The organism is Pelagicoccus mobilis, from assembly GCF_016595505.1.
GTDB classification, from domain to species: Bacteria; Verrucomicrobiota; Verrucomicrobiia; order Opitutales; family Opitutaceae; genus Pelagicoccus; species Pelagicoccus mobilis.
Window position 1 is genome coordinate 14,673 of record NZ_JAENIL010000049.1, and the last position, 11,340, is coordinate 26,012.

11 protein-coding genes are annotated in these 11,340 nt (G+C 52.6%); 3 read left to right on the plus strand and 8 right to left on the minus strand.

The window, feature by feature from the left end:
• Positions 1 to 15: 15 nt before the first annotated feature.
• The 4 genes from JIN87_RS21560 to JIN87_RS21575 all read right to left on the minus strand — a co-directional run bounded on the left by JIN87_RS21560 (position 16) and on the right by JIN87_RS21575 (position 3,419).
• Positions 16 to 1,269, minus strand: coding sequence for an ammonium transporter (locus JIN87_RS21560; RefSeq protein ID WP_378924254.1), 1,254 nt, complete (start codon positions 1,267 to 1,269; stop codon positions 16 to 18).
• 141 nt (positions 1,270 to 1,410) lie between these two features.
• The gene (locus tag JIN87_RS21565; protein ID WP_200357699.1) at positions 1,411 to 2,259 is read right to left on the minus strand and encodes an anti-sigma factor domain-containing protein; all 849 of its coding nucleotides are present in this window, start codon (positions 2,257 to 2,259) and stop codon (positions 1,411 to 1,413) included.
• Positions 2,252 to 2,818, minus strand: a complete 567-nt coding sequence (locus JIN87_RS21570) for an RNA polymerase sigma factor (protein ID WP_200357700.1) — start codon at positions 2,816 to 2,818, stop codon at positions 2,252 to 2,254. The genes JIN87_RS21565 and JIN87_RS21570 overlap by 8 nt, the downstream gene beginning before the upstream one ends.
• 40 nt (positions 2,819 to 2,858) lie before the next feature.
• Complete coding sequence (locus JIN87_RS21575; RefSeq protein ID WP_200357701.1) at positions 2,859 to 3,419, minus strand: hypothetical protein; 561 nt, start codon at positions 3,417 to 3,419, stop codon at positions 2,859 to 2,861.
• A gap of 214 nt (positions 3,420 to 3,633) precedes the next feature.
• Between JIN87_RS21575 and metX the strand changes: the two genes are divergently transcribed.
• Positions 3,634 to 4,773: a homoserine O-acetyltransferase MetX gene (gene metX, locus JIN87_RS21580; protein WP_200357702.1), complete on the plus strand. Its 1,140-nt coding sequence runs from the start codon at positions 3,634 to 3,636 to the stop codon at positions 4,771 to 4,773.
• A 41-nt stretch (positions 4,774 to 4,814) separates the two neighbouring features.
• Here the strand turns inward: metX and JIN87_RS21585 are convergent, their stop codons facing one another.
• Entirely contained in the window at positions 4,815 to 5,336 is a 522-nt protein-coding gene (locus JIN87_RS21585; protein ID WP_200357703.1) for a hypothetical protein, read from the minus strand.
• A gap of 124 nt (positions 5,337 to 5,460) precedes the next feature.
• The gene (locus JIN87_RS21590) at positions 5,461 to 6,063 is read right to left on the minus strand and encodes a methionine biosynthesis protein MetW (RefSeq protein ID WP_200357704.1); all 603 of its coding nucleotides are present in this window, start codon (positions 6,061 to 6,063) and stop codon (positions 5,461 to 5,463) included.
• A gap of 130 nt (positions 6,064 to 6,193) precedes the next feature.
• Here JIN87_RS21590 and JIN87_RS21595 point away from each other — a divergent pair, with 130 nt between their 5' ends.
• A complete protein-coding gene (locus JIN87_RS21595) occupies positions 6,194 to 7,414 on the plus strand; it encodes a glycosyltransferase family 4 protein (RefSeq protein ID WP_200357705.1) in 1,221 nt (406 codons plus the stop codon).
• Here JIN87_RS21595 and JIN87_RS29090 read toward each other — a convergent pair.
• Both JIN87_RS29090 and JIN87_RS21605 read right to left on the minus strand, forming a co-directional pair.
• Positions 7,377 to 8,624, minus strand: a complete 1,248-nt coding sequence (locus JIN87_RS29090) for a glycosyltransferase (protein WP_200357706.1) — start codon at positions 8,622 to 8,624, stop codon at positions 7,377 to 7,379. The two genes, JIN87_RS21595 and JIN87_RS29090, sit on opposite strands and share 38 nt — an antisense overlap.
• Positions 8,625 to 8,959: 335 nt before the next feature.
• Positions 8,960 to 9,928, minus strand: a complete 969-nt coding sequence (locus JIN87_RS21605; RefSeq protein ID WP_200357707.1) for a GDP-mannose 4,6-dehydratase — start codon at positions 9,926 to 9,928, stop codon at positions 8,960 to 8,962.
• A 625-nt stretch (positions 9,929 to 10,553) separates the two neighbouring features.
• Here JIN87_RS21605 and JIN87_RS21610 point away from each other — a divergent pair.
• Entirely contained in the window at positions 10,554 to 11,339 is a 786-nt protein-coding gene (locus JIN87_RS21610) for an ABC transporter permease (RefSeq protein ID WP_200357708.1), read from the plus strand.
• Position 11,340 lies beyond the last annotated feature (1 nt).

Genomic DNA, 11,340 nt, shown 5'->3' on the forward strand with positions numbered 1-11,340 from the left:
CTGAACGAAAGCGGGTTAGATATCGTAACCTTGTTCGTCGTGGTCGCTGAGATCGAGACCGCGGAGCTCGTCGTCGGATTCAGCCCGCAAGCCAATCGCCTTGTTGATGATGAAAAAGAGGATGAAGGAAACCACACCACTCCAGGCGATTGTGATCAGCACGCTCACGATTTGGCCCCACACCTGAGCGCCCATGGTAACGCCTTCGCCATAACCCGTACCGCCAAGCGATTCGGAAGCGACAACACCAGTCAGCACGGCTCCGACAATACCACCAATGCCATGTACGCCAAAAACGTCGAGCGAGTCGTCAATCTTGAAAACGAACTTTAGCTTAACCGCTACCAGGTAACAGCAGATCGCGGAAGCGACACCGATGATGATCGCACCCATCGGACCTGCGTTTCCGGAGGCTGGGGTGATCGCAACCAAACCTGCAACCGCGCCAGTAGCGATACCGAGTACCGATGCCTTACCGTGAACGAACCACTCGATCAGCATCCAAGTCACCGCACAGGTCGCGCAGGCGATTTGGGTGACAAGCATCGCCATACCAGCTGTGCCGTCTGCCGCCACGGCGCTACCCGCGTTGAAGCCGAACCATCCAACCCAAAGCATTGACGCGCCGACCACGGTGAGTGGAAGGCTGTGCGGCTTGATAGGCTCTTCGAAAGCGCCCTTGCGCTTGCCTACCATCATACAGCCTACCAGACCGGCCATCGCCGCATTGATGTGTACCACGGTGCCACCCGCGAAGTCCATCACGCTCCAGTTATGGAAGAAACCGTGCTCCGACCAAGCCATGTGCCACACTGGGATGTACGAGAGTACGAACCAGAGAATCGAAAAGATGACCACCGCCGAGAACTTAATACGCTCCGCGAACGCGCCAATAATCAGGGCCGGAGTGATGATCGCGAAGGTCATCTGGAACGTGATAAACACGGTTTCCGGTATCGTGCCGCTCATCGAGTCGACCGTCAGATGATTCAGAAAGGCCAAGCTAAGGTCTCCAATAAACGGATTCTCGCCCGTGACCGCCAAGCTGTATCCAAAGAGCACCCAAAGGATAGACATGATCGCGCAGATCGCAAAACATTGCATCAGGATCGAAAGCACGTTCTTGGCTCGAACCAAGCCACCGTAGAAAAGCGCGAGTCCGGGCAATGTCATAAAGAGGACCAAAGCCGTAGCCACGATCATCCAGGCGGTATCGCCCGAATCCAGGGAAGAAGCTCCATCCTCAGCATGAGCGAGGGCAGGAAGCATTAGCAATAGGGAGGGAGGGATAAAGCGTTTCATTTGCCTAACAACTTGGAGGTTCGAGGGTTTCGGAACGCCCAAGAGCAAAAAAAGCCGCCCCTAGGGCGGCAATGTTAAAATGTAACCAAAGTGTAAAGGCGCCTGCTTCTAGACGTCGCTCAAGACCACGATCGGGCTTGGCCGCTGCGGCGCAGCACTCTCCTCCTCGGTCACGAAGAAACTCAGCGAATCGTTGCTCGTACCTTCCGGCATATGGGTCAGGTCGAAGAAAAACAGACCACGCGACTGGTCGCCGATCGGCAAGGTCCCCGCCCGGATTGGAGCATCCAAGCCCTTGGTCTTAGCCCAAACATGGTAAGTCTTTTCAGGAGCCTCGCGTGGGAGATTCTCGACCGCGATAAAGCCGATGTTGTATTGGCGGTCAAAAATAGTGAACCCGCCCGATAGCTGAGCCACCTCCGTGTCGCTCGAATCTAGCAACTGCCCGCTAGGGATCCCCTCCCTGGAAAACCAATAAGCCTCCGCTAAGCCAGCAAGTTCCAGCATCCGGTCCTCGACCGTGAACTCGTCCGACGGCGTCTGTACGGCCACGATACGAGGGCTCGCTAGATTGTTCACCACGATATCCGATTCGCCCTCGGGCGAGTTTCCGGGCCCCAGCAATCCAGCTCCAAACACCGCAGCCACGCAAGCCGCAGCCGCCCAGCCGCCCCAGGCAAAAAACGAAACGAGCGGCGAAGCTGCCTTACGCTCAGGCGCTTCAGAAACAGAGGAACGTGAGTCATCAATCTCATCCATGATCCCAGCGTAGACCTGAAACGAGGGATTACGTTCATCGCCAGAGGCGTCGAACTCGGTCAATTGCTGGTACTCGTGCACGAGCGCTTGCGTCGCGCGATCCTCGCGAATCCGGTTTTCAAATTCTTCCTTCTCCGATTCAGGCAGGATGCCCAAGGCGTAGAGCTGGGCCTTTTCTTCTAAGAGTTCGTTATTCATGGCTGGATGCCATCATGGCTTTGAGTCGTTGCATGCCACGGCGCATAGCGGTCTTCACCGTGCCGAGCGGCATATTGAGCTTGTCGGAAATTTCTTGCTGGGTGAGCCCAGTACGCATGACGAGGCGGAGCGTCACCCGTTGGGACTCTGGCAGGCGCTCCACCATTTCGCTGAGAATGCTCAGCTCATCGTCCACCTCTACCAGCTCGGACGGGTCACGTTCTGCCAGTTTCTGGTCTTCCACTGGGCGCAAAGCGACAGGATCTTCGGAAACGGTCACCGGCTTGCGGGCTCGGATCTTGTCGATGCAAATTCGCTTGGTGATCAGCACGCACCAGCTGAACGGGCGCGACAAAGCCCGGTCGTAACGAGGAGCGGAGCGCCAGATCTTGACGAACGCATCCTGCAGCACCTCCTCCGCCTGGCCATGGTCGCCGAGAAATTTAAGGATATAGGAAAACAAAGGGCGCGAGTAGCGAGCGTACAGATCGTCGAACGCCGCTCGTTCGCCCTTGGCGATACGGCGTATCAATTCAGCCTCGATACTAGCGTCATCCATTGTTCGCGTATGCTCGTGCACCCTCCGAGTCGCGTCTTCCCTATTCGTCTCCTGAAATGTCATCGATTTCGCTCAAATCCATCTCCACCTCTTCGAGAACCTTCGCCGAAAGTCGTGTTTTGAGCTCTTTCACCATGTCTTTGACCGCTTTTTCCATGACTTCGTCGTGCGCTCGCCGCGTACGGTTGTAACTGCCCATCGGAGCCGCGTCGCGAGCGAAAAACACTCCCATGCGATTCTTGTCATGGTTCCGTCTGAGCAACGCGCTGAAACGTACCTCGATTTCACTCAACCCGTTATCGCCCCACTTCATGATGGTGACGTCCAGACGCGGCTGGTTCGGCGGAGTACGCTGTGCCCCGAAACGCTCGATCTTGTAAGGCATCGGAAAGTCGACCTCTTCAATCACTTCCTCGATCACTTCCTCAATCCGGCGAAAACGGTCGTCCTCGCCAAACCCGCTCATGTAAAGCTGGTCCATCACCTCGATATGCAAGGTCTCCGCAGGACGCAGCGTAATGTACGGCTTGTCCTTGCGGGGCTTCGCCACGCTCGAACAAACGAGCGACAAAATGCAGATTATGGAAAGGAAGGTTCTCATTGGTTCACACAGCACGAGGCAGGGCTATTCGCTCTGCCTTGGTAGTGAATTCGCAGGGAGAGGAATTCTGGATTCAGAAACTTCGCCTCAGTATAGCGCGAGCTGGAAAAAATGCTAATCGCAGCCGCCCCTCCACTCGAAAGCTTCGCCCTACCAGCAGTTTACTGCCGCTTCGCGCTCGACAGCCGCGCCAGCCCCCGCAAAAACTCCCTGCATGAACGCAAGCGAAGAGGATCATGGGCTGGACGAGGCAGGCGAGGTAGGACTCGTCGAGCCACTCGACTTCCATTACCCGAACGCCTTCACTTTCGCGAGCGGACAGAGCATCCCTGAATTTACCCTACGCTACGAAACCTACGGGCGACTAAACGCCGACGGTACCAACGCCATCCTCATCGCCCACGCTCTCACCGGCGACCACCATGCCGCAGGCATCCACAGCCTGCGTGATCGCAAGCCCGGCTGGTGGAACAACATGATCGGCCCCGGCAAGCCCATCGACACCAAGCGTTTCTTCGTCATTTGCTCCAATTGCATCGGCGGCTGCCAAGGCTCCACAGGCCCGACCTCCATCAACCCGCAAACAAGCGCCCCCTACAATCTCACCTTCCCCTTCGTCACCATCAGCGACATGGTACGAAGCCAGAAGCTTCTGCTCGACAGCCTCCACATCAAAAAGCTGCACGCCGTCGTAGGCGGCTCCATGGGCGGCATGCAAGTGCTGCAATGGGCCATCGAGTATCCGGACTTCGTGGAACGCATCCTACCCATGGCGACGACCTGGCGCCAAAACTCCCAAGCCATCGCTTTCGACGAGGTGGGGCGCCAGGCGATCATGCAGGATCCCGAGTGGCACGAAGGCAACTACGAGCCTGACGCAGGTCCCAATGTCGGCCTCGCCATCGCCCGCATGATGGCCCATATCACCTATCTTTCCGACACCAGCATGGACCGGAAATTCGGTCGCCGCCGCCAAGCCGGCAAGGACAGCAAGTACAGCTTCGACATCGAATTCGAGGTCGAGAGCTACCTGCGCTACCAAGGGGAGAGCTTCACCAATCGCTTCGACGCGAACACCTACCTCTACTTCACCCGGGCCCTCGGCTATTTCGATCTAGCCGGCGCCTACGGCAGCCTCGACCAAGCCGTTGCCAAGATGAACTGCCGCGCGCTGGTGGTCGGTTTCACCTCCGACTGGCTCTTCCCTCCCGCCCAAAACCGGGAAATCGCTCTGGCCCTACTCCGGCAAGGCAAGGAAGCCTCCTATCTTCAGGTCGACCTCGATCTTGGGCACGACTCATTCCTAGTCGACTCCCAGGAGCTCTTCGATCTCACCCGAGCCTTCCTCGCGTAAACAGTGGCGGCCGCCATCCCGAAGGACCACCCAAACAACCCCTACTCGAAACAGCTAAACGTGATCACCACGTAAGTCGCCCGTTTCGGTTGCCTCAGGTAGCGAACCGACACCCCAAGCTCTTGGCACGCAGCCCGCGCGACTCCCTCCAGAAACGAGCAGCAACGCCGAGGCCCGACGCAAGCGACCTGCAAACGACCTGAGGAAAGAGTGGTCGACTCGATCGAAAAATCGTCCAGTCCGGGCAAAGGAACGTTTTTTACCGTATCCACTTTGGAGACGAGCCCTTGCAAGGTCTTGAGCGGCGGTTCGCTCTTACCCGCAACCGCCAGATTTCCAGCGAACAGGGAATTTCGGAACCAACGGGCTCCGACCTGGCGAAGCAACTCCTCCGTATCCACGTGGAGACGTTGGGCAAGGGACCAAAGCATCAGATCAAACTCGAAATCGCTGTTCACCGATTCGAGCTTAGGATCAAACTCGCGAAGGATCTCCTCGCGCGAACCCGCAGGGATATCGTCCGTCGCTAGGTCCAAGAAAGGGGTCATCTGGGAACTGAACATGGCAGTGGTTGGTAGTTAGGGGTAGTAGCTAAGCCCGAAGTCAAAACAGAGCGACTCCACGGCTCGTTTTCGCCATTTTTTAACCTAACGAAAACGCTTCGACACGCAAATCGATCGCCACAACTTACTTTCCCGCGGACAAATTGAAAAGCGCGTACCCGCTCATCACGTTTCGCAAAGTTCGTCGCTCCGAGGACCAATTGCCTCCCAGACAAAGCTGCCGCTCCACCACTATCCCGTGCTTGCGACAGAAAATCTCGAATTGGTGCACAGAAAGCGGATTTGACGGCCGCGACGTCGACCAAGGCGTCGGATAAACCTCGTTACGGATAATCCTGCCATTGAACGCCATACTCAGACGGTTTCGCCAATAGCCAAAATTCACGAATCCGACCAGCATATGACGCGAAACGCGCAGCGCCTCCTCGATCACCGCAGCCGGAGCATTCAGCTCCTGCAAGGTGCGCGAACAGATCACGTAATCGAAATGCTTGTCCGGAAAGGAGTTCATAAACTCCATCATGTCTCCCATGTAGACGCTAAGCCCCCGCTTCACGCAGGAGCTCGCCTTAGCCGGATCCAAATCCACGCCCACCGCCTGAACGCCAAGCTTGTTCTTCAAGTACTCAAGCAGAACACCACGGCCACAGCCCAGATCGAGCACCCGCGAGCCAGGCTTCACCCACTCGCTCATCACTCTCATATCAACTGTCCGTTTGTCCTTCATCTCTTAGCTCCTTGGCCGGAAGCGATTACAAAAGCCGCCGCCCGCAACACGCACAAGGCAGAAAACGCCAGTCAACCAGAAACCCAGTTCACAAGTCCCGGCGGTAAATTGCTCGCATTTCCCTAAACCGATGGCAGCAAAGGTTTCGATGAACCAACAAGCCTCCCGTCCCCTCAAAGTAGCGTACGACATCGCACGCCTCACCGCAGGCGGAGCCAATGGAGGAATTAAGGTACATCACTACGAGTTTCTCCGCTGCTTCGCCGAACACTTCTCCGACCAACTGCAACTGCACATCTTCTGCCTGGAAGAAATCGTGCCAGAACTCGATTTCCTAACACTCGGCGGGAACCATCAAATCCACATACTCGGCTCACGTGCCGCCTTCGAACCGCGAGACTTCGAGAAAAACCTGCCCCCCCTCCACTATTGGCCAGAGCCACCTGAAAATCTACTCTCCCTCTTGGGTATCGACGTCCTCTACGCCGGTTTCGGCTTCTCACAGCTCTACACACCGGACGTACCCCAAGTCAGCCTCATCGTGGACGTTCTTCACCGAGTCTACCCCGAGTCCTTGCCGCCCGAGGAAGTCGCCTTCCGCGACAAGTGGTACGCCGAGGAACTCGAGAAAGCGACGCTCGTGCAAACCAACTCCGAGTACTGCAAACAGCAGCTCATCGACGAATTCGGAGCTGACCCCGACAAGATCTTCGTCATCGGAGTCCCCGTCCACGGCCGCTTCAATCGCGTCGAAATGGGCCAACTCCCCCTCGAGATCGCCCACATCCCCCACAAATACTTCCTCTACCCCGCCAACTACTGGCCCCACAAAAACCACAAGCGTCTCATCGAAGCCTACGCCCTCTACGAAAAAGAAGCAGGAGAAGACGCCCTCCACCTCGTACTCACCGGCGACATGAACGACCTCGGCCAAGCCCGAGCTAAGCAAATCGAAGAACTAGGCCTCACCCACAAGATCCACCAGATCGGCCACCAAGACATGCCCACCTACAAAGCCCTCTGGGAACTCTGCCACTCTCTGGTCTTCCCCTCCCTCTACGAAGGCTTCGGTATCCCCATCCTAGAAGCCATGCACTTCCAAAAGCCAACGGCACTTAGCAATAGTCAATGTTTGACTCAAGTAGCTTCACCAGAGTCTCTAAATCTCGAAACAGCAGATAAATCCGAGTTAGCAGGAACTCTCTTGAAACTCCATTCAGAGGCTGAGGGATACCGAGGTGAGACAAACGCGCTCGAGCGTTTCACACTCCCCCAAGAAGCCAAAAATTGGATTCACAGAATCAAAGAAGCAGCTAATCGCTGTCGCAAAGGCGTCGCCAGATCCGTTTGAGAAACCCGCTCCACGTTTCCCACTTCAAACGCGACAGAGAATACTCCTCATTCATCCATCCCTCGTACCGGTCCAACTCCCACAACTCTCTGGAAAGCGTTTTCCAGACAACATTCCAGGGAGCATGCTTAGCTATCACCCAAAACCTGTTTCGGGTTGAATGAAAGACCTGAAAAGGTGATTGAACTCCGGACGTGGCAGCTCCGTAGTGGCGCACGAGACTTCTTGGCTCGTATAGAAGACGCCAGCCGCCTCTCTTCAAGTTTAACGACAAATCAGTATCTTCGAAGTAGGCAAAAAACTCAGCATCGAAAGGAACGTCTAACAGAGCAGATCGCCTGATCAAAATAGAGCATCCACTAGCAACCTCAAGCTCGATAGGCTGGCACAACTCAGGGCAATCCTTCTTGAACAAACCTCTCTCTTTTACTCGCCAAGCCTCATCCAGATAGCTACCTGCGTTATTCACGATGTCGAACTGCTGATCGTCGGGGATCTCCAAGGAGACGACGGTAGCTTCATTTTCTATAACAAAACTTTGCTCACCACAATCCCACAGCAATCGAACAGACGATCCGTGTAATTCCGTCGCCGAAGACAATGAAAACTGTACTGTGCGGTCCCCTTCGCAAGGGAGCCATAGAGTAGCCTTTCCGTTTGTCCACGCCCATGCGTGAACACCATCCTTTTCGGTAGAGTAGAGACCATTTTTTTCAACTCCTTCAAATGGGAAGCAACCGAGGCCATCAAACTCTATTCGAACCCCCAATCTCCTTGAGTCTCCAATCGGGCGAAACGTATCGCTTTCAATTTCAACCCTCGCAAAACGTTGTTTGTAAACAACTTTCGAACAAACCGCCCCTATATCTCGTGAGCTCACAATGCAATCGAACAACGCACCTAACCACTGATCCTCAAGCTCAGTATCGTTGTTCAGCAAGCAAACGTATTCTCCTTTGGCAGTCTTGAATCCAAGATTACTCCCCTCGGCAAATCCGACATTGCCAGGGCTCTTGATTATCCTCGAACAAAGGCCTCCCGACACTAACTCTGGATCCAATCGACCTGAATTATCTACAACGATAAGTTCAAAATCTCTAAAAACCTGATTTTCCAGGGAGCACAACAACTTCGGCCAGAAACGGTGACCATTGTAGTCGACGACAACGATCGAAACGAGAGGGCTGTTTTTGACGCCTGTGAGATGCACTCTTCCCTTCAAGCGTGACCATGGCAATTGTCAACTAACTCCAAACTCAATTTATCAATGTTCGTAACGACACTCGCTGTTGCTCTAGCAACGCATCCCTATGAGATGCAATCCGAATGCAACAGAAGCCTAATCACAGTTCAGTCACTTGAAATCCTCTTTACTTTCGACGAAGTGCACCTGTGCGAGCTTCCAGCGAAGCTATCATCTTTCTCAAACCAACAAACAACCGCATGAGGAAGGCTGGGCTGAGGTAGACACACCCCATCAGACGAGGTCATCTAGGATCGGCTTAGTGCCGCATAACGCCTCGATGCGTATTTATCCTTCATGACCTAGAGTTCGATTTCGTCTAACCAGCTCTTATTGTTTTTGTACCATTCTACGGTCTCGAGGAAACCTTCCTCGAAAGTCGTCTGGGGGCGCCAATCTAAGAGTTTGTTTGCTTTCGTGATATCGGCCCAGGTATGGAGCATATCCGACTTGTTGAAGGGCTGCTCGTCAATGATCGCTTTTTTGTCGAGTATCTTCTCGATGCCGGAAATCATCCTGTTGATAGAGATTGGATTTTTACCTCCGCCGAGATTTATGATTTCGTAGCCTAATGGTTTGAGGGCAGCTATTGTTCCCGTAGCAATATCGTCGATGTAGGTAAAATCTCTAGACTGCGATCCGTCACCGTAAAGAGTTATGGGAGTTCCTTGGTCGATCCATTTTATGAAGCGAAGAGGGCTCATGTCAGGACGTCCAGCAGGTCCGTAGACTGTGAAGTAACGAACAATAGAAACATCAAATCCATATAGATAGTGGTAGGTGTAGGCCATCGTTTCGGCGGCCTTTTTGGATGCTGCATATGGAGAAATAGGTTGATTGACAGGAAGAGTCTCAACGAAGGGCATGTCCTGGCCTGCGTACAGTGAAGAGGTGGAGGCCAGTACAAGTTTCTTTATTCTATGCTTACGCATGCACTCTAAGAGATTGAGTGTTCCGTCGGCGTTAGAGTTAAGGTAAATGTGCGGGTTAACCATACTGTATCGTACCCCCGCACGGGCAGCTAAGTTGATAACAGCGTCAAAAGTATGATTTACAAAGAGATAGCCAAGCAGGCCGCGGTTTTCGATATCTCCCTCAACGAATTCGAATGAGTTGTTGTCTCTTAGCTGTGAAAGCCTCCAGATTTTAAGTCTTCGATCATAATAATCGTTGATATTGTCAATGCCTACGACTTCTACACCTTGCTCGAGTAGCATCGAGCTTGTTTTCCAGCCGATGAACCCGGCACATCCCGTTACAAGAATCTTCATAGTTTGTGAGGATGTTCTCTCGGGCAAAAAGGTGAGATGCAATGAGGAACTTTGAGCAGCCTAAATCAATGAAATGACAGAACTATTGCTTGCGAGGTCACCTAACTGTTGAAAATCGAAGTAGATCCTGATTCGATTCGAGAATTTCGAACAGCCCCTACAGCAACTCCATTTCGCAAACGAAAAGCAGTTGTAATCGAAATTCGTGCCATAGACGATTTCTTCCTAAGCAAGTCACTTCTTAATCTATTTGATTCTTTTTAATCACCTTGCTGAGCTCAAACGTTTTACCGTGCAGAGTTCAGTAGACTCAACGTATCGAAAACGCGAGAGCGACGGATTCGTCGAGCCACACACCCCGGATGCGGACGTTCCCCAATACTCCACCTCATTAACGATCACAATCGAAACCAAGGGGTTGTTTCTTGCGGCTATGAGAGGCCGCTTTCCGGCCGAACGTGCTAAAGTGGAGTTCGACCAGCACCAATCGCCTTTTCGAGTTTCGAAAAACGGATTGATTCTAAGTATCCCTCTATGAAACCATTTGGAAAGTCTTAGGGTTTGACTCCCTATTTGCACTGTTGCATCCCGAAAACCCGTTCTTATCTGAAGAACCTGCTGGGCAATGACTGCAAAACAAAAATTTGGGATTCTAGTCGATTTCACGAAAAGAGAGATTCAAGCAAAACATCAAGGAACTGCCTTCGGCATTCTTTGGATGATCCTCACACCATGCTTTTTGCTCGCAGTATACACTTTCGTTTTCGGGATTGTTTTCGGAAGAACCTTCGATAAAAATGGCCAGGAGACGATATACGACTATGCGATTGGGTTGTTTATCGGAATCTCAATCTACCAAATATTTGCTGCTGCCATCGTTGCGTCACCAAACGTGATTATTTCACGACCAAATTTCGTCAAAAAAGTACAGTTCCCACTAGAAGTATTGCCTATATCGTCTACGCTCTCCTCGGTTGTAAGCTCCATATTTAGCCTAGCGATAGCGATAATTCTTTCAATTATTGAATATAACAACGCAAGCACCCAGCTATTTTTGTTAATACCCGTGTTGTGTGCCTGCATATTGTATTCAGCTTCAATATCACTTTTCCTTTCCGCCATATGCGTTTACCTCCGAGATATATCTCAAGTTGGCTCTTTGATTAGTCTTGGACTGATGTTCGCAAGTGGAATTTTCTACCAGCCTAAAGACATACCAGAACCATACTATAGTGTCTTAAAATACAATCCGATTGTCCCGTTAATTGATTCTGCACGAAAAATAGTTCTTTGGAACGAACCAGTGAACATTCCAAAACTAGCAATAATTAATGGAATCGGATTGGTCGCGTTCATTGCAAGTTATCGTGTCTTTAAATTCCTAAAACGGTCATTTTCTGACGCCTTGTAAA

Bases quoted from the DNA above. Each gene is read 5' to 3' on its own strand.
- metX (WP_200357702.1), top strand. From the start codon at position 3,634: ATGAACGCAAGCGAAGAGGATCATGGGCTGGACGAGGCAGGCGAGGTA.
- JIN87_RS21610 (WP_200357708.1), top strand. From the start codon at position 10,554: ATGACTGCAAAACAAAAATTTGGGATTCTAGTCGATTTCACGAAAAGA.
- JIN87_RS21605 (WP_200357707.1), bottom strand. From the start codon at position 9,928: ATGAAGATTCTTGTAACGGGATGTGCCGGGTTCATCGGCTGGAAAACA.
- JIN87_RS21585 (WP_200357703.1), bottom strand. From the start codon at position 5,336: ATGTTCAGTTCCCAGATGACCCCTTTCTTGGACCTAGCGACGGACGAT.
- JIN87_RS21560 (WP_378924254.1), bottom strand. From the start codon at position 1,269: ATGCTTCCTGCCCTCGCTCATGCTGAGGATGGAGCTTCTTCCCTGGAT.
- JIN87_RS21565 (WP_200357699.1), bottom strand. From the start codon at position 2,259: ATGAATAACGAACTCTTAGAAGAAAAGGCCCAGCTCTACGCCTTGGGC.
- JIN87_RS21575 (WP_200357701.1), bottom strand. From the start codon at position 3,419: ATGAGAACCTTCCTTTCCATAATCTGCATTTTGTCGCTCGTTTGTTCG.
- JIN87_RS21595 (WP_200357705.1), top strand. From the start codon at position 6,194: ATGGCAGCAAAGGTTTCGATGAACCAACAAGCCTCCCGTCCCCTCAAA.
- JIN87_RS21570 (WP_200357700.1), bottom strand. From the start codon at position 2,818: ATGGATGACGCTAGTATCGAGGCTGAATTGATACGCCGTATCGCCAAG.
- JIN87_RS21590 (WP_200357704.1), bottom strand. From the start codon at position 6,063: ATGAAGGACAAACGGACAGTTGATATGAGAGTGATGAGCGAGTGGGTG.